Source organism: Paucisalibacillus globulus DSM 18846 (assembly GCF_000482485.1).
GTDB classification, from domain to species: domain Bacteria; phylum Bacillota; class Bacilli; order Bacillales; family Amphibacillaceae; genus Ornithinibacillus; species Ornithinibacillus globulus.
On sequence record NZ_AXVK01000015.1, the window covers coordinates 17522 to 40338 of the forward strand.

Sequence of the window (22817 nt, forward strand, 5' to 3'; positions counted from 1 at the left end):
TCTCCCCCATTATTTCTTATATTTTTTTGAATTCTTTGTAAGTTGCCTCTTTATAGATTCCTGTTGTTTTTTCATTTTCTTTTTATATCCTGGTTTTACTTTTTTCGGTTTTCTAACCTGTTTCCAAGCTTCTTTTTCTACATTTGTAGTTGTTTTCAAACGAAGGTTGCGTTCGTTCCAAGATTTTGCGTCCTTCCATTCACCATTTCGAACATCATAAAAAATAAATTCTAAACCTTTTTGTTCAAGCTTATCAATTAATTTCAAGTCATCTTCACGATATAAACTTACCGCTGTTCCTTCAAGTCCAGCTCTAGCTGTTCTTCCCACACGGTGTATATAAAATTCTTCCTCTTTTGGAAGTTGTGCATTGATAACATGACTCACACCTTTTATATCAATTCCTCTAGACGCAAGGTCTGTAGCAACAATATATTGGTATTTAAGGCTTTGAATTTCTTTTAACACACGTTTTCTTTCTCTAGGTGGAAGTCCTCCATGTATAATCCCTACATTCAAGCCCCTCTCTAATAATTTACCATGTAGTTTATCTGCATTTTCTTTTCCATTGGTAAAAATAATTGCAAGATAGGGATTAATTGCTTTTGAAATCTGGAATAGGATTTCATCTTCTTCTCTATGCTTCACAGCAATTAAACGATGCTCCATTGTTTCAGGAGATAACTCATTAGCAATTTTAACATGTAATGGGTTTTCTAAATATTTCTTAAAGAAGTGTTCTAAACGTTGTGGTATAGTGGCTGAAAAAACCATTAATTGTATATCCTTTTTACAACGAATAAGGAGCTGATCAACGTCATCAATAAAACCTAAATCAAGCATTAAATCGGCTTCATCAATAACAAATGACTTAGCGGAGTATATGGAAAGTGCCTCGTCTTTAACAAGGTCCAAAATACGACCTGGTGTACCTACAACGATTTGAGGGGCTTCTTTTAGTTTATCAACCATTTTCTGCTTATCCGTACCACCAACTAGTAACTTTGCACTCCATACTTGCTCTTTACCGGCAAGCTTAATCATTTTTTTCACTTCATCATAAATTTGGGTTGCTAACTCACGGGTCGGTGCAGTTATAACGCTTTGAACTTGTTTCTCATTTTCATTTAATTGTTCAAATATGGGAAGTAAAAATGAATGTGTTTTTCCAGAACCTGTATGGGACTGTCCGATAACACTTTTTCCTTTTAAAATTGCTGGAATTACTTTTTGTTGAATCTCTGTTGGTTGTTGAAAGTGTAATTTTTCTATAACTTCTAACATAGTTGGTTTTAAAGATAATGATTTAAATGTAATATTCATCATACTGCTCCTTTTTTTACCTTACAAGAAATCTATCTATATTGAAATGGATCGGTATTTATTTCTGATACAATTACTTCAACATTTGAATCTGCTTGCGAGCTTTTTTGAATACGTTGGTCCAAATAGTTCTTAGTACCTTTTTTCATTACTTGTTCTATATAATGCCCTGCATCAATAACAGAAATTCCCATTTCAACTGCTTCCTGTGCTATGTGGAAACTCATATCACCAGTAATATATACATCTGCTTTCTTATAAAAAGCTGAATGGATATACTTTTCTCCACTACCACCTAAAACTGCTATTTTTTTAACTTTTTTAGCTAAATCACCAGATACTCTAACATGGTTTAACCCCAAAGATTTTTTAACATGCTCTACAAATTTTTCTAATGGTATCGCTTTGTTTAGTGAACCTATTCTTCCTAAACCAATTTTGTTATCGACATTCTTTAGGGGAAAAATATCATAGGCTACCTCTTCATATGGATGTGCATCAATTACTGCCTTTAGTACATTTGATAATGTAGATTCCCTAACTATAGTTTCAACTTTAACTTCATTTACCTTCTCAAGTTTATTTTGTTCGCCAATAAACGGATTAGCTTCAGATAATGGCATAAACGTTCCAGTTCCTTTAGATTGGAATGTACAATGACTATAGTTTCCGATGTGACCTGCATCTTCCTTAGCAAGTGCATTTGTTATATTTTCTACGTGTGTTTCAGGTACATATACAACAAATTTGTATAAAGACTCCGGGTCTGTATCTACCAATACACCTCTATTTTCTAAACCTAACATATCGGCAAGTAAATCATTAACGCCACCAGTAGCCATATCCAAATTAGTATGAGCAGCATAAGCAGTAATATTGTGCTGAATCAATTTTTGGATAATCCTCCCACGCCAACTATCCAAATTTAATTGTTTTAATGGTTTAAATAATAGAGGATGGTGGGCAATAATTAAGTCCACATTTTTTTCAATAGCTTCATCTACTACCGATTCTAAAACATCTAAAGTAACCAAAATTTTTCTTACGGGTTTGTTATAAGAACCAACCTGTAGCCCTACATTATCCCAATCATAGGCAAATGATTTCGGTGCCCACTCTTCTATCATCCTGAAAATATCGGAATTAGTTGTTGTCGCCATCCTCTAATACCTCCTCAATCCAGTCTAATTGTTCTTGAAATTGTCCAATTTTTAATTGGTCTTGAATTTTTGCGCTCTTCATTTGGTTTATTACTCTATTTAATTTATCTCGCTCAGACTCCCACTTGTTATAAAAGAGTCTCAATTTTTTAGTTAATAATACTGGTCCAAAAAATTGCTCTTTTTTAGTTAGTCTGTATGAGTTAGACGTCCGTTTTCCAACTATTATTTCATAGACATGTCCATTCTCTTCCAGTATTGTTTCATCCTGAATCTCAAAATCATTATCCATAAACCATTTACGAACATTTTTTTCATCTACATTTGGTTGTGCAATAATTAATTCCACACGTTGAAGCTTGTCCTTCCCATTCTCAAGAATGGATCGAATTAATGATCCACCCATTCCAGCTATAACAACTTGTTTTACTTCATTTTGTTGTAAAATAGCAAGTCCGTCACCAAGTCTAGCTTCAACCTTATTATTTAATTGGTATTTAGTGATTGTCTCCTTTGCACTAGACAATGGTCCAACATTAACTTCTCCAGCTATTGCACGTGCATTAGCATCATTCTGACACACAAAGCATGGAAGATATGCATGATCAGAACCAATATCTGCAAAAAATGCTCCTTCTGGTAAATATGAAGCTACACGTAACAATCGTTCTGACAATTTAATCTCTTCTACCATTAGTAGCCTCCAATAAAAGATTTCGTTGTAATTAATATAGTCAAGTATAAAAGAAAAGCTTTCTGTATTATAGCAGAAAGCTTTTCCCATCACTATTATTTTTTCTCACTTAACCATTCTGAAATAGCTGCAATTTCTTCTGCAGAAAGTGTACCAGACATTGCTGGCATCCCACCATCTGTACCGTTAGAAATGATGTCTTTTATTTCATCTAAAGATAACTCTGAACCAATTGCTGATAACGCAGGTCCGGCACCACCAGAAAGATCTGTCCCATGACATCCTAAACATGAAGCCTCATAAATAGTTTCTGGTTCAATGACAGCACTTTCATCAGATTCGCCACCATTAGCTATCTGATCCCTTTGATTGACTCCTACAAATGAAATAACTATTACTGCTAGTATCCCTACAATAGCAATTAATGCAAAAGGGATGATTGGGTTTCGTTTCATTAGTATTTCCTCCTTATGTATCCCCGGAATAATTAATTATCCCACATAGCTATATCTATTCTATATGAAAACTCCTTTAGTTAAAAGAAAAAAGATGTGAAAAGTTTACGAACAATAAAACAAATAAAGCTAAAAAACTTATTACCATTAGATATTTATAGTGTAGTTTTCTACTTAGTATAAACCATCCTATAAAATTAAAAATAAAAAACAGTATCGTAACGTATTGATTTAAATGAAGCACACTGGATATAAAATCCGTTGTTATTAGTAATAAGACTAGAAATACAGTTATCGCTATATGTATATATTTTATATCTTTTTTTCTAAAATAGCTAAAAACCCAGAAAGCATAACTTAAAAACAAAACTAATATACCTAGTTGCAAAATGAAATTAAATTGAGTAAAATAAACTACAAGAAATGAAAACGGTATCATCAAGATCAAAAGAATCAATTGAACATATTGATTAACTTGATAGTTCCTTTTCATAGGAGAAGCTATTGATTCATAATCTTCACCTTGTGTATATAAGGCAAGTAAAAAGTCACACTGTGATTCTGGAAGTAATTTATGTTCTTTCCAATACTTTATTTCATTTATGATGATTCGAGTACGATCATCCGCCAATATTACCACCTCGAGTGCAGAAGAAAAACTATTCTCTTTTAGATTTAAAAAAGAAAGGAAAGTCATTGCCCGAAATTACTCGACCAATGACCAACCTATTTTAATCTAAAAAGTCCTTTAATCGTTTACTACGACTAGGATGTCTTAGCTTACGAAGTGCTTTAGCTTCAATTTGACGTATTCTTTCGCGAGTAACACCGAATACCTTGCCGACTTCTTCAAGTGTGCGAGTCCGGCCATCATCAAGACCGAAACGTAATCTAAGAACATTTTCTTCACGATCTGTTAATGTATCTAATACATCTTCTAATTGTTCTTTTAACAATTCGTAAGCTGCATGGTCAGAAGGTGAGATAGCTTCCTGATCTTCTATAAAATCACCTAAATGTGAATCATCTTCTTCACCAATAGGTGTTTCAAGGGAAACTGGTTCTTGAGCAATTTTTAAAATTTCACGAACCTTGTCAGGTGTTAAATCCATTTCTTCACCAATTTCTTCTGGCGTAGGTTCTCGACCTAAATCTTGTAGTAATTGTCTTTGTACACGGATTAATTTATTAATTGTTTCTACCATATGAACCGGAATACGAATTGTTCTAGCCTGATCCGCGATCGCACGGGTAATTGCCTGGCGAATCCACCATGTTGCGTAGGTACTAAATTTAAAACCTTTGCGGTAATCAAATTTCTCTACTGCTTTTATTAGGCCCATGTTACCTTCTTGAATTAAATCAAGAAATAACATACCTCTCCCAACATATCTCTTGGCAATACTTACTACTAGTCTCAAGTTTGCCTCGGCAAGTCTTTTCTTTGCCTCTTCGTCCCCATCCTCAATTCGTGTTGCAAGTTCGATTTCTTCAGTAGCAGATAATAAATCTACACGACCGATTTCTTTTAAATACATTCTCACCGGGTCATTTATTTTAATTCCTAGTGGTACACTCAAGTCATGTACATCAAATTCTTCTTCTTTTTCAATTTCTTTCATTTTAGGGTCGTCTTCTGATTCACCTATTACATCCACACCTTGATCTGCAAGATGTTCATAAAATTCGTCCATTTGATCGGGTTCAATTACAAAATGTGATAAACGATCTGCTATTATTTCATAAGCTAGTTCACCACTTTTTTTACCAATCTCAACAAGCTGTTCTTTTGCTTGTTCTAATGTTAACTCAGGCTCATTTTCTTTAGTTTGTGAAGGTTTGTTGTCGGCCATGAGTCCCCCTCCTTCCATACTACTAAAATCAAATTTAATGTTTCGCTTGTCTTTGTAACTCAATAATCTTCAGCGCTATTTGAGCTGCTTTAATTGGATCTTTTTGTTGTTCAGCCATTCTCTGTTCGGCCTTTAATTGTTTTATGTCTAGCCCTGTACTACCCTCTGTACGAATAATATAAAGGTAGTCACTAATTTCTTTATCACTAATTTCATACTGTGTAGGAATTAATGCAAGTTGAATGACAAGTTTTCTTAGTTTCTCTTCTGTAATTCGATCGATAAACCTACTTACATCTTCTGAATTATTTTCTTCATAATATCCATATAAATAAGTAGCAATTATTTTATGGTCATCTATATTAAATGAAGCTCCTAATTCCTCTTGGACTCTATCCGCAACGGATCGATTCTGAAGCATATATGCTAATAATTTTCTCTCAGCATTATGAAAAGCTGGTAATAATTTTCCACTTGACATTTGTACCTTATTAGTATATCTGTCTTTTTCCCTCTTATCCTTGTCAGAGCCTGATTTTTCTCTATATTGCTCGATTTGTTCTAGTAAAGACTCTACTGTAATATTGTATTCAGTACTTAGTTCATTTACATAAAGTTCTCTTTCAACTGAGCTCTCAATCTTAGCAAGTTCTTTTAAAACTTTTTCCAAATACTCGATACGATTACTTTCAAGACTTACATTAAAGTCTTTTTTAAGATATCGCATATAAAAAGACATAAATGTTTGTGATGCCTCTATCACTTCTCGTCTGAATGCCTCTCCTCCATATTTCTTTATGAAGCTATCTGGATCAAGGCCTTCTTTAAGGCTTGTTATTTTGACCTGACATCCAACTTGCTGTAATAATTTTGAAGCTTTGTATGTTGCTTCAATTCCAGCTTTGTCACCGTCATAACAAATAATAACTGTATCAACATATCGTTTTAATAATTTGGCTTGAGTTTCTGTTAATGCTGTTCCCATCGTAGCAACAACATTTTTCACCCCAGATTGATATGCTGAAATAACATCCATATATCCTTCAAACAGTATAACTTCACTTTGTTTTCGGATATGTTTTTTTGCTAAGTCAAAATTGTAAAGTATTTTACCTTTTTGAAATAGGTCTGATTCAGGACTATTTAAGTACTTTGGTTCTTGACTTTCTAATGCTCTAGCTCCAAAAGCAACTGTTTTTCCTAAGTGATTCCGAATCGGAAAAATTACCCTTCCTCGAAATCTGTCTGATACAGTGTCATTATCCTGATTCCTATTAAGTAAACCGTACTTTACGAGTAATTGCTTATGGAAGCCTTTCTTTTCTAAAAAAGTAGCAATAAAATCTTTTGTATTCGGAGCATATCCAAGTTTAAATGTATCTATTGCTTCTTCTGTTATGCCTCTTTCCATAAGATAGTCTAGCCCTACTTTTCCATCTTTCGTAAAGCGAATGAGATGGTTGTAAAGCTTTGTCAACCACTCTTGTGCTGAGAGGACTTGCTGATTTTCCTTTGATAATGATGTAGTTTCAGTTTTGACAGAATCTGTTGGTAAATCAATTCCAGTACGATCAGCAAGATGCTTAATAGCCTCGTAAAAAGTAAAACTTTCCATTTCCATTAAGAAAGTAATGACATTTCCGCCCTTCCCACAACCAAAGCAATGAAAAATTTGCTTTTCTTGGGTAACAGAAAAGGATGGAGACTTCTCACCATGAAATGGACAAAGTCCAAAGTAGTTCCTACCTTGTTTTTTTAATTGAACATATTCTCCTACGACATCTACAATATCATTAGCTCCACGAATTTGTTCAATTAACTCTTCGGGTATTTGATTAGACATGTATACCACCATACTTAAGGAGTTTTATAATATTAGTTATTCGATATTCCCCCAATAAAATCCTTCATAATTCGACAAGTTTTTTATGAAAGCCGAAAAAAATTCCTTCTATCTACGTTAGTACTTTTAGAAGGATATAGAAGTAATCATAAATATAGTATAAACGCTAAAACAATCCTTACATATTTGGACTAACACTTAAGAATAAACATTTAATATTAGTCTAATAATACTATTCTACAAAAAAATGCAGATTTCTTCTTTTAAATGAATGTTTTATTTTTCAGAATATCCAATAAAATACACCGATAATATTTTATACAATATCATCTATTTTTACACAAAAATTAATTATAATACATTTTACAGAAAAATACTATTAACAAATTCAAAATATGCTCGAATTCTTAAAAATATTCCCTATAACCCGTATTAAAGGAGCATGCCACATGGTCATGCTCCTTCTTCAGCAAGATTATTGTTATTTTACTTTATCATTTGAAGAATGACATTGGCTGTTTCTTCTACTGCTTTATTCGAAACATCCACTACTCTACAACCAATTCTATCCACAATTTTGTAAAAATAATCTATTTCCTGATGAATTCGTTTAATATTAGCATATGTTGCTTGATCCCCTAGTCCTAAAGCCTTCAATCTCTCTTTACGGATATCGTTCAGTTTTTCTGGTCTAATACTTAAACCAATACATTTTGATGGATCTACCTCAAATAATTCCTCGGGAGGTTCTACTTCGGGAACAATTGGTATATTAGCAACTTTTATTCGTTTATGAGCAAGAAATTGTGATAAAGGCGTTTTTGAAGTTCTTGATACACCAAGTAAAATAATATCTGCTCTAGCGATACCTCTTGGATCACGTCCATCATCATACTTAACAGCGAATTCGATTGCTTCGACTTTTTTGAAATAATCTTCATCTAGTTTGTGCACGAGGCCTGGTTCTAATCTCGGTTTCTTATTGAATACTCGTTCCATTGCCTCTAGCATTGGACCCATAATATCAATTGCCTCAACTTTAAACTCTGTTGCTTTCTCATTAAGATAATTGCGAAGCATTGGTGCAACAAGTGTGAACCCAATAATCCCATTTTCTTCTTTCGCTCTATTTAATGCTTCATCAATAGTTTTCTTATCCTCAACATAAGGAATTCGTTGTATTACATAATCCGTACTAAATTGACTTAACCCTGCTTTCACAGCTAGTTCAGCTGTTTCCCCAACAGAATCTGATAATATAAAAACAGGTTTCTTAGTATTCATTTGCATCTTCATCCCCTAAGGTTAGATATGATTATCTGTTATTAATTCCACAAAAACCTTTGTAATCGTAGTTTTTGTAACCCTTCCGATTACCTCTAAGCCTTTAGTCGTATCTTTAACTACTGGTAACCCATCGATTTGTTTATTAATTAAGTTCTTAGCAACATCAATTAATAAATCCTCTTTACGACACACCGTGACATTAGGCATTCTAGTCATTATAATATGAACTGCCAAAGCATTTAAGTCTTGTTTTCCAATGGCTGCGCGCAATAAATCTTTACGTGATACAACTCCTGTTAAACAAGAATTATCATCCACAATAAACAATGTACCAACATCTTCCAGGAACATGGTGGAAATGGCATCATATACCGAAGAATTCTCTTGTACCACGATTGGAACAGATTGGTATTCATATACTTTATATTTCTTAATTTTCTCGGTTAAAAGTTCAGATCCCGTTTTCCCTGTATAAAAGTATCCTACACGTGGCCTAGCATCTAAAAATCCTGCCATTGTTAGTATGGCTAAATCTGGTCGTAACGTTGCACGAGTTAGATTTAATCTATCTGCAATATGCTCACCTGTAATGGGACCATTGTTTTTTACAATTTCAATTATTTTTTCTTGTCGATTGGATAATTCCACATTTTCACCACCCAACGGTCTTGGAAAAACTCGCATTCGCTTCGTCTCAATCAACGCAACTACTAGTGATACTTCATAAAATACTACTTGATTGACTACAGCAACTTTGCAAGGAGTAACACTTCCTTGAATCAAAATTACTATACGACGAGTACATTTTGTTCGTTTTTCTATACGAGCGGAAAGTTTTTGTGCTTTCCTAACTACGAAAAAGAGACATACTATTTATTAATATTATAGCCTAAATAGGTAAAAAGGGGAATTAGTAGTCCCCTTCCTAAAAGTGCTGTTTCCATTCAATGGCATTTAAATCCGCAAAATTATTCACTAAAATTGCAATTCGATTTAATAATGCCAATCGATTCTTTCTCAATTGTTCGTTTTCGGCCATTACCATGTTATTTTCGAAGAATAGATGTATTGGCTCAGCTAGTTTCTCTAACGCAGAAAATGCTCCTTCAAGGTTATCCTGTACAATCAACTCCTGGTAACTTGCTTGAACATTTTCATAGATATCAAATAAGTCCCTTTCAGAATCTGTTTCAAAGTATTCTGGATTAACAACTGTCTCTTCTGTCTTCTCAGCTAAATTTAAAACACGTACTAATGCCTCTTGGATTGGTTTAAATGAAGCTTCATTGCGTTTAGCGGATAGAATACTCGCCTTTTTCACCATATCTGACATTATTCCAATTTGATGGCTAGTAATTGCTTGAATAATATCCTGTTCAATACCACGCTCTTTTAATACAAATGCAACCCTTTGTTGTATAAAGGCATGCAGCTCTTTTTTTATTACTTCAAAATCAACATGTTCCAGATCTAAGGATTCATAAAGCTCTATAGTCAACTTAAATAAATCTGCTACAGGAATTCCCCATTCCCTGTCATTAGCAATACGAAGAATACCAGTTGCTTGTCTACGCAGTCCATATGGATCCTGGGAGCCAGTTGGCTTTAACCCTACACCGATACAACCTACAATTGTATCCAGTTTATCTGCTACACTAACAATTGCACCAACTAATGTCTCTGGAAGTTCTCCACCTGCACTTGTTGGCATATAATGTTCACGAATTGCAATAGCAACCGATTCATCCTCTCCAAAAGAACGGGCATATTTCTCACCCATAGTCCCTTGAAGCTCTGTGAATTCATTAACCATATTGGTCATTAAATCAAATTTACTTAACTGAGCAGCCCGAATAATTTTTTGTGTTACTTCTGCATCAATATTCAAAGACTGTGCAATTTTTTCTGAAATAGAGACTACACGACTAACCTTTTCACCAATTGTTCCTAATTTCACTTGGAAAACAACTGAATTCAGTTTATCCAAATAAAACTCTACTGAATTCTTTTGATCTTCTTCAAAGAAGAACTGGCCATCAGATAAACGTGCTCGTAATACCTTTTCATTACCTTTGATTACTGTTTCGAGTGCATTTGAATCACCATTTCGCACTCCAACAAAATATGGAAGTAATGTACCTGTATTCGATTTAACTGGAAAATAGCGTTGATGTTCCTTCATGGAAGTTACCAACACTTCAGAAGGTAATTTAAGGAATTCTTTTTCAAATGATCCAATAAATACAGTAGGATATTCCACTAAATTCCGTACTTCGTCAAGTAAATCTTGATCGATAGGAACAATAAAGTTACCTTTTTCTTCTGCCTGTTTAATTCCTTCTAAAATCATTTTTTCTCTTACATTTGAATCAACGATAACAAAGTTATTTTTCATTTCTAGCTTATAATCTAGAGGATTTCTCAATACGACTTCCTTACCAAGAAAACGATGTCCATAAGTAACATTACTAGTTTGAACCCCAGCAATTTCGAATGGAATTATTTCTTCTTCAAATAGAGCAACCATCCATCGAATTGGTCTTACATATCGCATCGTACCATTTCCCCAACGCATATTTTTACCAAATTGAATAGATTCAATAATATTTTTAAATTCTGGGAGTAATGAGCCTGTTAATTTCCCTTCAATAACTTTATTTACAAAAATATATGTCGTACCTTTAACATCTTTTGTATATATATCATCAACTGTTTTACCTTGCCCTTTGGTAAAGCCAACCGCCGCTTTAGACCAATTTCCTTGATCGTCTTGTGCTATTTTAATTGCAGGACCTTTTGCTTCTTCTTCAATAGTAGCTTGTTTCTCAGCAATATCGTGGATTAATACAGCTAATCTTCTAGGAGTAGAGAAGGTTTCAATTTTTGAATAAGTAATACGTAAATCATCTAACCAACTGGTTGTCTTTACTTTTAATTGTTTTTCAGCATCATCTATAAAACGAGCGGGTAATTCTTCTAGACCTATTTCGAATAAAACATTCTTAGCCATTATTTATCCTCCTTTTTAAGCATTGGAAAGCCAAGTCGTTCACGTTCTTCAACATAAGCCTTTGCAATATTTCTTGCTAAATTTCTAATTCTTCCTATATAGCCTGTACGCTCTGTTACTGAAATTACTCCCCTAGCATCTAAAAGATTGAAGGTATGCGAACATTTCAATACATAGTCGTAAGCGGGGAAAATAAGACCCTTTTCCATTGTTTTCTGTGCTTCTTCCTCATACATAGAGAAAAGTTGGAATAACATATCCACATTAGATTCTTCAAATGTATATGTGGAGTGTTCGTATTCAGGCTGTTTAAAAATATCCTTGTAAGTAAAACCATCTGTCCATTCTAAATCAAATACATTTTCTTTATCTTGAATGTAAGATGCAAGACGCTCTATCCCATAAGTAAGCTCTACCGTTACAGGACTAGCTTCTAATCCACCAATTTGTTGAAAATAGGTAAATTGAGTAATTTCCATTCCATCAAGCCAAACTTCCCATCCTAGCCCAGCAGCACCAAGTGTCGGGTTTTCCCAGTTATCCTCTACGAATCGAATATCGTGCTCCAAAGGATTTATGCCAAGTGCCTGAAGTGATTCTAAATAAAGATCTTGAATATTATCGGGTGATGGTTTAATGATGACTTGAAACTGATGGTGTTGATACAACCGGTTAGGGTTTTCACCATATCTACCATCAGCAGGTCTACGAGATGGCTCTACATAGGCAACTCGCCATGGCTCTGGACCAAGACTTCTTAATAAAGTCATCGGCGACATTGTACCAGCACCTTTTTCAACATCATAAGCTTGCATTAAAATACAATTTTGTTCTGACCAGAATTTCTGCAATGTTAAAATCATATTTTGGATATTCATTCTAAAAACCTCCATATATTTTTTCCTTTTATAGGTGGAAGAGTTAACGTTCATTACAATAAGCAAATAATCATAATTTATAACTTAACAAATCTAAAAACCCGTCCCTATGCCTATAAATGGATTATAGACATAGGGACGGGTATTAATCCGCGGTTCCACCCTATTTGCTTTATCACTGGATAAAGCCACTTTATTAACCATGCTCCAGAGTGCCATTCCTAACTGACCGTTTATTCAGCTCACACTATCCTGAACTCGCTTAGTAATGGTATCAGTAAGTACTTTTCTCTTTCATCACATCATCTTTTGAATATGTATCATCTTACTTTATAGATAAAGTATTTGTCAACTTTTATATATTATCAAACTTGGCGATTTGATTAAGAAACTTTTTCGACTTTAAGAAATATCCACCATATCGATCATAATAGGCATCTAAGAGGTTTCTTAATAATTCGCGATTCTCAACCTTGACCGAAACATTACCAACACGTTCAAGCCCTACTGTTGAAAATACATAGAGAAGCTTAACCACTGAATTGGCCAACGGAATAGCATCCGAGTCAACATGCTGACACCTCGAACACAGTAAACCCCCTTCAACAATTGAAAAAGAATATGGTGCATTTTTTTCACCACAGTTCGCACACTGATGTACGGTTGGAGCAAATCCTCCCGCACGGTACAATTTCATTTCGTACATCATTAGTGGGATAGAAACATCATCATGCTCTGAAATATATTCTAATGTTTGATTTAATTGTTCATATATTTCTGGATTAAGGACTCTTTCATCCATTAATTTATCTGTTAATTCCACTAAATAAGCAGCATAGGCAGTCTTCATAATATCCTCTCGAATAGCACGAAATGATTCAATAATTTCGCCTTGTTGAATCGTACTTAATCCCTTAGAAAGGTAGACAAAAAATTGACCATAAATGAATGGCTGCGTAACAGCAGCCATTCTACTTTTTGGTTTCTTTGCACCACGGGCAATAGCGGTAAACTTTCCTATTCTTTTGCTAAAAATCGTAACTAATTTATGTGTTTCACCATAATCTTTTGTCTTAATAATAATACCATCTATTTTTTCTAGCATACATATTCCCCTTTTTACTGCATGCTACATATTGGAATCTACCGGTAGGTTCTCCAGATTAGTTGTCGAGCCATCGTCTAAGCCCAGCTCACTTGGATCACTTTCTAACTCTTTCATTAATAAATAGGTCTCAATATTTCCTGTTTGACTAAATAGCTTCCATACTAAGTCGATCACAAGAAAACACACCTTTCTTTATTCTTTTCTAGAAGTATCTTTTTGTAAGTTAGAACACTGATTAAATTCTTCATTTAATCTGGATACATGTTCTGCTCGTAAGCAACCAATGTTCCGGATACTATTATCGTCTCCACTATGTCATAAAACAATTAGTTTAAAAATTTTCCATCTCTAATATTCATCTTCACGGAAGCCATATTCAAGTAACTGGCTTTGCTTATTTCTCCAATCTTTTTGCACCTTGACCCAAAGTTCTAAATAAACTTTCGAACCAAGTAAAGCTTCGATATCTTTTCTTGCATCCTTACCAACATTTTTTAACATACTTCCTTGTTTTCCAATCAAAATACCTTTTTGGGATTTTCTCTCCGTAATAATTGCAGCTTGGATATATATCTGGTCCGATTCTCTCTTTTCAATATTCTCAATAACTACAGCAATGGAATGCGGGATTTCTTCTCGTGTCAAATGTAAAACTTTTTCCCGTATTAATTCACTAATAATAAATCGTTCAGGATGGTCTGTCACTTGGTCTGCTGGGTAGAATTGTGGGCCTTCTGGTAAGTGACTTTTTAGTACATCTAATAGATGATTGACGTTATTTCCTTGTAGTGCAGATATCGGAATAATTTCTTCAAAATCATATTTTTCATTGTACATTTCAATTAATGGTAACAATTTATCTGGATGTACCTTATCTATTTTATTCACAACAAGAAAGACCGGACTCTTTACACGTTCTAAGCGATCAATGATAAATTGATCACCTCTACCGTATCCTTCCTCCGCATTAATCATAAATAGTATTACATCTACTTCGTTTAATGTGTTTTCGGCAATTTTGACCATAAAATCACCTAAACGATGCTTGGGTTTATGTATCCCTGGTGTATCAATAAAAATAAATTGAGCATCATTTTGGGTTAGAACACCCTGTATTTTGTTTCGTGTTGTTTGTGGTTTATCGCTCATGATGGCTATTTTTTGGCCAATTACCTGATTCATAAAGGTTGATTTTCCCACATTTGGTCTTCCGATTATTGTTATAAATCCTGATTTATAATTTGTGTCCATGAAGTTCCTCCAAGAAGTTTAAATAGATTTTTCATTCTATGTTTTGTCTATTATACTACAAAATCTTTGTTGTTTCATGTTATCGACAAAAGCTTTGAAAAGATTTTATGGTTCGATAATTATCCCCATTTTGTATAAAACTATGCTTGAACCTTACATTAAAAAACGGATAATCTTGTCAATTAGACTGATTATCCATTAACTATTTCTATATCATCTTATTTTGTAAGATTGTTATGAAAAAATGTTAAGATTTTAGGAATTGAATCTGATAAATAATAGATGGAAACTGTGCGGTAACTTTACTTAGGATTATAAGTTGAGCATCTAACTCGCTCCGGAAATACACTCCGCTGGTAGTGAATTAGAAATTTTGTACTTAATTACTAAGAAAAATGCGTTACAAATAATCCATAAATCGTAAACTCTAACTAGCGTAGGCAGAATACGGAGACTCCTCGAAAATAAAAAACAATTTTCTTCGTGCGATGTCATGCTGCCGAAGCTTTCCTTGTCCTACAGGAATAGCACGTGTCCGAAGACCCCGCAGCGGTGCTTTTTCCGCGAGGAGGCTGAGGCCGTGCCCGAGGAAAGCGGAGTATTCTGCCGGAGCGGGGTGATAGCAGTTCAACAACTCCAGCTATTCACAAAAATTACCGCACAGTTTATGCAAATAGCAATTTACTATTAAAAAGCATTTTAATCAGTATATCTTATTTTATTTAAAAAACTTTCGGAAAAAAGATTATAAGTCCAACTACTAAAGCCGTTAAGGAAGCCACAAATACCCCCGCAGCAGCTAGGTCTTTTATTCTCTTAGCTGCGGGATGGATTTCTGGTTTAATGTAATTTATAATTTCTTCTATTGCAGTATTAAGTATTTCTGCTGTGATTACCAATCCTACGACGATAACCACAGCAATCCATTCACCAATAGTAATATTATAAAAGGTTCCTACTATACATACTAAAATTGCTGAAAAAAGATGTAGTCGAAAGTTTCGTTCAGATTTAAAAACTTCTTTTAAGCCATTCATGGCATATGTAAATCCAATCGAATTCTTCTTACCTTCCAAGGTTATATTCCCCTAATATTTCATCTTGTTTTTGGAACATTTCTTTTTCATCTTCTTTTGTCATATGGTCATAGCCTAATAAATGAAGTAATCCATGCACAGCTAAAAAGCCAAGTTCTCTTTCAAAAGTATGATTATACTCTTCCGCCTGTTCCTTTGCCTTCTCAACAGAGATGATAATATCACCTAAGATTACCGGAATATCATCTCCTTTAATTTTAACCTCATCTACTGACGTTTCCTCTAATGCAAATGAAATAACATCTGTTGGCTTGTCTAATTTGCGATAGTCACGATTGATTTCCTGTATCTCATCATTATTGACAAAAGTAATAGAAACCTCTGCATTCTCTGATATTCCTTCTCTCTGAGCGGTTAGTTTTAGTAATCCCTCTATAAGCTCAAAATGGTTTTTTGGTACTGAATTTGTATTATCTTGAAAATCAATTTCCACTATTTTTCCTCCTTGTTTGGGTATTGAATTCTAGAATGAAAGATACCTTTTAATGCTTCACAGATAGTTTGATGAACTATCTTTACCTCTTTTATTGTTAATGGACATTCATCTAACTGACCATCCATCAACCTGTCGTTAACAATACTTGAAACAATTTCTTCTATTTTTTGTTCCGTTGGTTCTTTTAAGGATCGGACAGCCGCTTCTACAGAGTCACAAATAGATATTACTGCAGCTTCCTTTGTTTGTGGCTTCGGTCCTGGGTAACGGAAGTCTTCCTCTCTAACCATTTTATTAGTTTCTTTTTCTTTGAAATAAAAATACTTTAATAATGTCGTACCATGATGCTGCATAGCAACATCGATTATTTCTTTTGGCATTTTATGTTTTCTTAACAGTTCTGCTCCATCATATGGATGCCTAATGATTATTTCAGCGCTCTGTTCCGGTGAAATAACATCATGTGGATTTTTTATTGATAATTGGTTTTCAATAAAATAATGTGGTCGCACTGTCTTTCCAATATCATGATAGTAAGCTGCAACCCTAGCTAATAGTCCATTTGCGCCAATTGCATCACAAGCCGTTTCACTTAAATTAGCAACCATAATAGAATGATGGTATGTTCCAGGCGCTTCAGTCAGAATCTTTTTAAGCAATGGCTGATTCGGACTAGACAATTGTAGCAATTTGATATCAGACAATATTCCAAGTCCTGTTTCGAAAAATGGAAGCAAGCCAATTGTTAATACTGCTGATAAAAAGGCTGAAGCAACACCAAATCCCGACAAGATTAAAACGTCAACAATAGAATATTTTTCAAAGGACAAGAATACAAATAATAATATAGTTAAAATATTGACGATAGACATTCCTATGCCTGAACGAACAATGGATAATCTATCTTTTACATTAATCAAGAAAATAATGGCAGCAATTTGAGAGAAGAAGAAATATACGATTGCTTCAACGCTTAATGTTCCTGGAATTTCTCCATTAAAAATGATTCCACCCAAAATGCTAAACAAGATAGATAAAAGAATAGCCAATCGTTCATTGATTAATTGTTTTACTAATAATACACCTGTAGCTACTGGCACGATAAAGAAAAATTGATTACCTTGTGTAGTATAAATACTCATAATCTTCATTAAGGAAACAACAATAAAACTGATTAGTAAAATAGATGCAATGGTACCTTTATCAAGCCTTTTTTGGTTATCAATTCGGTTCATTTCATAAATAATGACAGAGCTAACTAATAGAATTAATAACCCCAACCCAATAACCGGAAAAACATTACGATCTTTGTTAAGTAATCCTACTAATTGGAGTTTTTCATAAATCTCATTAGTAATTGTTTCTCCTTCACGTACAATTATTTCCCCGCCATTTATTATCACTGGTTCCACATTACTCACTGCCTGTTTTTTGGCCTCTGCAGTTTTGTCGGAGTCATAAAATGAATTTTCAACAATTGCAAATGATGTTAATTCGTGAATTGCTTCTATTACATTCTGATCAAGGTTAGAATAGCGTATATTCTCTTGAACCCTCTCTATAGCACTATTTATATTATCTGTTCTTACACCTCGTTGAAACTCCTCCTGCAAATAGGAGATAAATACTTCCTTTCCTTTATCCCTTTCTTCCTTAGGGACATCGATTAGTCTCAAAAAGACACTATCCTCCACTTTTTCAGTGATACTGTTGGACAATAATTCCTTCAGTCTTTGGACTTTTTCACGGTTTGTTAATGGAACCTGTACTACACCATCTTCATCTTCAACAAGAGATTCAGACTCTAATTTATCAACTGCAGTAAAAATCTCGTTTATGTATCCGGTTTGCTCATCCGCAATATTGGTCGATATATCAAATCTGTCTTCAACTGCTTGGACTGCTTCTCGAGTTTTCCGCTCTGTCTCTACTTCATTTTCTATTGTAATAGGAGAACGAATTGTTTCCCTTGAAGTTGTAAGTGGCTCAATATCATAAATCTCTGTATGTACATTATTAAAAGTTAAAATAAAGAAATAAAGCGCTAAGGCTAATACCGGAACTAGGATTCTAACCCATTTTGTTCGTAGTTTTATTAGATATGCAATTATATCTCTAAACGAAGTCATTTTCTCCCCCCTTAGAACGAATTAATATTTTTAGTATAAAGAAATAAGACCCTCCATTAGCGGGTCTTTCTTCGAGTAATATCAGGTCATGTTGCTTTTTTCATACGCATCAATAATCTTCTGCACTAATGGATGCCTTACAACATCTGTTTGGGTTAGATAAACAAAGGAAATATCCTTTATAGAAGTTAATAGTTTATCTGCAATTTGTAATCCTGATTTAACTCCCTTTGGCAGGTCTATTTGTGTGATATCCCCAGTTATTACCATCTTAGATCCAAAACCTAGACGTGTTAAGAACATCTTCATTTGCTCAGGTGTTGTATTTTGAGCTTCATCCAATATAACAAAAGCATCATCTAATGTTCTTCCGCGCATATAGGCTAATGGAGCAATTTCAATTGTTTCTCTCTCTAATAATCTTAGTGTATGCTCCGCTCCTAGAACATCATTTAATCCATCATAAAGTGGTCTTAAATATGGATCCACCTTTTCTTTTAAATCACCAGGTAAAAAACCTAAGCTTTCCCCAGCTTCTACTGCCGGTCTTGTTAAAATAATTCGTTTTACTTGGCCATTTTTTAGCGCTTGAACCGCCATTACAACGGCAAGATACGTTTTACCGGTACCAGCTGGTCCAATACCAAATACTAAATCATTTTTCCTAATAGCAGATACATAACTCTTTTGTCCTAGTGTTTTGATGCGAATTTCTTTTCCTTTAACATTTTTAGCAATAACGTCCTCAAATAAGGTTTCAAATTGATTGATTTTTTCATCCTTAGCTAGTTCAATGGCATAAACAATATCACGTTCAGTAATTGTAATCCCCTTCCGAACGACATTAAGTAGGGTTAGTAATACATCTTGTACGATAGCAATATCACTATCTTTTCCAGAAACACTAATTCTTTCTCCACGAGTTACAATGGAGACATTAAGTTTTTCCTCAATGTGTTTTAGATATCTGTCGTTGTTCCCAAAAAGCTCAAGAGCCTCTTCAGGATTTGTTAATTCAATATCGATAGCATTTAAGTTTTCAGGCATATTCAATCTCCTTGAGTTATAGGCTGTGCTTTAGCAATATTTTCTTCTACTGTCATATATAAGTATAATTTAACTTTACCATTCTCTAGAGATTCATGCAAAACTTTTTCTGAGGTAATTTTAGCATCAGGACCAAGCTGTAATTGAAGTTCTTCCTTAGCTTGTTTAATACCTGCTTGTACTGCTTCTTCTTGTGTTCGCTCTAATTTTTGAATCTGTTTTTCACTCAATGTTGACTCAATAATATTAATTGGCAAATTCCACCTAATGAATTTGATTGGCGTTTCTGTACTATCACGATGAACTTCTTCAAAATCAGGTGATCCAAATCCCCAAATCGGGAATTTAAAATTATTTATTCCTAGGTAGAATTTTTTTTCTTGTTGTCCTGTTAAAAGCTCATAATTTTGTTTTAGCGGAATAGTAACATCTGCTTCATACCACGTACTTGCAATAATTTCCCCTTCTGCTGGTACGAGAACTTTTTTATCTTCCTTCTCCTTGTCTTCCCCATCTTCACTTTTCGGTTGATCACTTAAGGTTCCAGAAACTAGAATTTCGCCTGGTTCAACATATTCATTTATTTCAACTTGTGGAACGCCCTTGGAGACGTACATCCGTTTGATAACACCTTTTTTACTCGCTACAAGATTTCGTGGTCCTTCCACTTTATCCTCTTTCACCACTATCTTTTCTACGCCTTCAAGCTGGTAGGTTGTCCCTTTTTGACGCACACCAACCCAGAGTAATTCCGGAATATCATCAGTAAGTCTTTGCTGAATCTTTGCTGGTGGATCTATCATAAAAATCCATGCACCCGCGTGGATCCCATATGTATTTAATTGTTTGTTTATTTTTTCTTCAATTTCTTTCGGGAGTTCCCCTGTGATTTCAACCTTCCAAATAATATTCGACATAAAAAGTATCAATAAAATACTCATAATAAAGGAAAAGATAAACTCTTTTTTTCGGAAAAAGCGTCTAAATATGAATGGGTAACCTCGTCGCTGTTCAAAAGTAATTTTATAATTTCGTTCCCTTCTTAGTCTTCTAATTTCCGATATATCCGATAATTTAACATTACCGCTACAAGAAGACCTCCCTTCCCTTCTTACATTCCAAACCGTTACTCCACTATTCACACATTCTTGGAAAAACATCTCCGGCATTCGACCTGTTACAATTATTCTTACATACCCCTTTATAAAAGATCCCTGTATCTGTTTCATCTCATCCTCCTGGTAAACATCATTTATCCTGGAATAAATTTGACGTCAGTTATTTTTCCTTCCAGCAATATTTCTTCTGGTAACATCATTTTTAATACAAATGATGACCCTTTTATTTGAATGTATCCTTTTGTTGTTTTTAGTCTTAATTCCTCATCCGTAAAAACAGCAAGTCCTTTATGATTTTCAATATATACATGTAGTTGACCAATGATAGTTATCCTCGGTAATTCCATTACAACATCAGAAGGCAATGCAAGATACTTTACTAGCCATGGTCGTATTCGTTGTTGAATTTTCTTCACTAGTGAAAGCCCCCTCTCACATACATATTTATGAGAATATGAAACAGATAAGAACTAAAAAACCCAAAAGCATCTACCGATACTTTTGGGTTTTATCAATTACTTATAGTGGATTTTTCTTCTTCTCTCTGCTGTCACACTTTGATAAGGTTTCCTTGCTCTTGGACTTCCAAGAACTTCCGACATAATAATGCCATTAACTAAACCTTTGTAATTTAAGCCTGACTTTACATCCTTTTTAAATCTTTCTTTATTTGCATTCTGATTTTTTAAAGAATGATGCCTAATAGCATCCTGAATAGCTGGACCAATTGACAAATCCTGCTCCTTTAAGGAAACTATTGAGTCACTGGTTCTTGTATTCATCTGTTCTTTTAATCTCTCCACTTGCTGCTTTTGCTGTTCTTCCAGATAAACATTAGATGGAGTTGATGAATAAACGGTTTGTTTAGGGTCATGATGTTTTGGATCTTTCCCCTTTTGAATCTCCGTTTCGGATGTTCGATAAACAGTCCGTCTTGGATTATTCTGTTCTTGTGAAGGGGTTGTAGCAGGTCTTGGTACATTTGGTCGATTAGGTTTTTTTTGTTCTTCTTCCTGAGCACCGCCCATTGCTCGAATAATTCCATACACGATAAAAGCGATTAGAGGTAAGAATTGCATTAAACCTTCCATTTACATCCCCCTTTCTTAATATTGTAACTACCGGTGTTACTTGTCATCATCATTATTTTCTTTAGAAAGTTTACCAATAGAGTCACGCATATCCGTGTCAGCATTGATGTTTTCATAGTTTAAATAATCCATGACACCTAATTTTCCAGTACGTAAAGCTTCTGCAAGTGCAAGAGGAACATCTGCTTCAGCCTCCACAACTTTCGCACGCATTTCTTGTACACGAGCAACCATTTCTTGTTCTTGTGCAACAGCCATTGCACGGCGTTCTTCCGCTTTTGCTTGTGCAATCTTTTTATCTGCCTCAGCCTGATCGGTTTGTAACATTGCACCAATATTCTTACCAATATCAACATCAGCAATATCTATCGATAAAATTTCAAATGCTGTTCCAGCATCTAGTCCTTTAGAAAGGACCGTGTGTGAAATAGAATCTGGATTTTCTAGAACTTTTGCATGTGTTTCGGAACTACCAATTGTACTTACAACACCTTCACCAACACGGGCGATGATCGTTTCTTCACCTGCACCCCCAACTAATCGGTCAATGTTTGCACGAACAGTGATTCTTGCTTTTGCTTTAACTTCGATACCATCCATCGCAATACCTGAAATGAATGGTGTTTCAATTACCTCTGGGTTAACACTCATTTGTACAGCTTCAAGTACATCACGACCAGCAAGGTCAATAGCAGCAGCACGTTCAAATGATAATTCAATATTCGCACGGTGTGCAGCAATTAATGCATTTACCACACGATCCACGTTACCACCAGCTAAATAATGACTCTCAAGCTGGTTTGTTGTTACATCTAGTCCTGCTTTATGTGATTTAATTAATGGATTAATAACACGACTCGGTACAACTCGACGTAATCTCATACCAATTAATTGTAAAATTCCTACTCGTACCCCTGCAGCTAGGGCACTTATCCATAGTGTTACTGGAATGAATGTAAATAAGATTGCTACTGCAATCAAGATTACCGCGATTAGTATCACCGGCATAATAATATTTGGATCCATAAAATTTCCTC

21 protein-coding genes and 1 other annotated feature are annotated in these 22817 nt (G+C 34.5%); all 21 genes read right to left on the minus strand.

Translation table 11 applies throughout. The annotated features are described in order from the left end of the window. Positions 1-9: 9 nt before the first annotated feature. The 21 genes from K332_RS0103600 to floA all read right to left on the minus strand — a co-directional run bounded on the left by K332_RS0103600 (position 10) and on the right by floA (position 22806). A complete protein-coding gene (locus K332_RS0103600; protein ID WP_084287691.1) occupies positions 10-1323 on the minus strand; it encodes a DEAD/DEAH box helicase in 1314 nt (437 codons plus the stop codon). 32 nt (positions 1324-1355) lie between these two features. Next, positions 1356-2483 (minus strand): Nif3-like dinuclear metal center hexameric protein, encoded by a 1128-nt coding sequence (locus K332_RS0103605; RefSeq protein WP_026906211.1) that lies wholly within the window; start codon positions 2481-2483, stop codon positions 1356-1358. Further along, positions 2467-3177, minus strand: a complete 711-nt coding sequence (locus K332_RS0103610; RefSeq protein WP_026906212.1) for a tRNA (adenine(22)-N(1))-methyltransferase — start codon at positions 3175-3177, stop codon at positions 2467-2469. The genes K332_RS0103605 and K332_RS0103610 overlap by 17 nt, the downstream gene beginning before the upstream one ends. Positions 3178-3272: 95 nt before the next feature. Then, a complete protein-coding gene (gene cccA / locus K332_RS0103615) occupies positions 3273-3632 on the minus strand; it encodes a cytochrome c550 (protein ID WP_026906213.1) in 360 nt (119 codons plus the stop codon). A 731-nt stretch (positions 3633-4363) separates the two neighbouring features. Further along, positions 4364-5485 (minus strand): RNA polymerase sigma factor RpoD, encoded by a 1122-nt coding sequence (gene rpoD / locus K332_RS0103625; protein ID WP_026906214.1) that lies wholly within the window; start codon positions 5483-5485, stop codon positions 4364-4366. 34 nt (positions 5486-5519) lie between these two features. After that, on the minus strand, positions 5520-7328 hold the full coding sequence (gene dnaG / locus K332_RS0103630) for a DNA primase (protein ID WP_026906215.1): 1809 nt from the start codon (positions 7326-7328) through the stop codon (positions 5520-5522). A gap of 486 nt (positions 7329-7814) precedes the next feature. Beyond that, positions 7815-8612 carry a pyruvate, water dikinase regulatory protein gene (locus tag K332_RS0103635; RefSeq protein WP_026906216.1) on the minus strand — a complete coding sequence of 266 codons (798 nt, stop codon included), beginning with the start codon at positions 8610-8612 and terminating at the stop codon, positions 7815-7817. A 21-nt stretch (positions 8613-8633) separates the two neighbouring features. Continuing rightward, positions 8634-9263, minus strand: a complete 630-nt coding sequence (gene ccpN / locus K332_RS0103640) for a transcriptional regulator CcpN (RefSeq protein ID WP_026906217.1) — start codon at positions 9261-9263, stop codon at positions 8634-8636. A 277-nt stretch (positions 9264-9540) separates the two neighbouring features. Beyond that, the gene (glyS, locus tag K332_RS0103645; RefSeq protein ID WP_026906218.1) at positions 9541-11625 is read right to left on the minus strand and encodes a glycine--tRNA ligase subunit beta; all 2085 of its coding nucleotides are present in this window, start codon (positions 11623-11625) and stop codon (positions 9541-9543) included. After that, positions 11625-12503, minus strand: a complete 879-nt coding sequence (gene glyQ / locus K332_RS0103650) for a glycine--tRNA ligase subunit alpha (protein WP_026906219.1) — start codon at positions 12501-12503, stop codon at positions 11625-11627. The genes glyS and glyQ overlap by 1 nt, the downstream gene beginning before the upstream one ends. A 131-nt stretch (positions 12504-12634) precedes the next feature. Continuing rightward, positions 12635-12810: a binding site (T-box leader), on the minus strand. Positions 12811-12858: 48 nt separating this feature from the next. Then, positions 12859-13608 (minus strand): DNA repair protein RecO, encoded by a 750-nt coding sequence (gene recO, locus K332_RS0103655; RefSeq protein ID WP_026906220.1) that lies wholly within the window; start codon positions 13606-13608, stop codon positions 12859-12861. 24 nt (positions 13609-13632) lie between these two features. After that, on the minus strand, positions 13633-13785 hold the full coding sequence (locus K332_RS23520; protein ID WP_084287694.1) for a YqzL family protein: 153 nt from the start codon (positions 13783-13785) through the stop codon (positions 13633-13635). A 174-nt stretch (positions 13786-13959) separates the two neighbouring features. Beyond that, entirely contained in the window at positions 13960-14862 is a 903-nt protein-coding gene (era, locus tag K332_RS0103665; RefSeq protein WP_026906221.1) for a GTPase Era, read from the minus strand. 722 nt (positions 14863-15584) lie between these two features. Further along, positions 15585-15938: a diacylglycerol kinase family protein gene (locus tag K332_RS0103675; protein ID WP_026906222.1), complete on the minus strand. Its 354-nt coding sequence runs from the start codon at positions 15936-15938 to the stop codon at positions 15585-15587. Further along, the gene (gene ybeY, locus K332_RS0103680) at positions 15928-16392 is read right to left on the minus strand and encodes an rRNA maturation RNase YbeY (RefSeq protein ID WP_026906223.1); all 465 of its coding nucleotides are present in this window, start codon (positions 16390-16392) and stop codon (positions 15928-15930) included. Before ybeY ends, K332_RS0103675 begins: the two co-directional genes overlap by 11 nt. Then, complete coding sequence (locus K332_RS0103685; RefSeq protein WP_036688046.1) at positions 16392-18524, minus strand: HD family phosphohydrolase; 2133 nt, start codon at positions 18522-18524, stop codon at positions 16392-16394. The genes ybeY and K332_RS0103685 overlap by 1 nt, the downstream gene beginning before the upstream one ends. 81 nt (positions 18525-18605) lie before the next feature. Next, a complete protein-coding gene (locus K332_RS0103690) occupies positions 18606-19571 on the minus strand; it encodes a PhoH family protein (protein ID WP_026906225.1) in 966 nt (321 codons plus the stop codon). Positions 19572-19573: 2 nt separating this feature from the next. Then, entirely contained in the window at positions 19574-20800 is a 1227-nt protein-coding gene (gene yqfD, locus K332_RS0103695; RefSeq protein WP_026906226.1) for a sporulation protein YqfD, read from the minus strand. Positions 20801-20823: 23 nt separating this feature from the next. Next, positions 20824-21105, minus strand: a complete 282-nt coding sequence (gene yqfC, locus K332_RS0103700; protein ID WP_026906227.1) for a sporulation protein YqfC — start codon at positions 21103-21105, stop codon at positions 20824-20826. Positions 21106-21204: 99 nt separating this feature from the next. Continuing rightward, complete coding sequence (locus K332_RS0103705; protein WP_026906228.1) at positions 21205-21780, minus strand: hypothetical protein; 576 nt, start codon at positions 21778-21780, stop codon at positions 21205-21207. 36 nt (positions 21781-21816) lie between these two features. Beyond that, the gene (gene floA / locus K332_RS0103710) at positions 21817-22806 is read right to left on the minus strand and encodes a flotillin-like protein FloA (protein WP_026906229.1); all 990 of its coding nucleotides are present in this window, start codon (positions 22804-22806) and stop codon (positions 21817-21819) included. Positions 22807-22817: the final 11 nt, after the last annotated feature.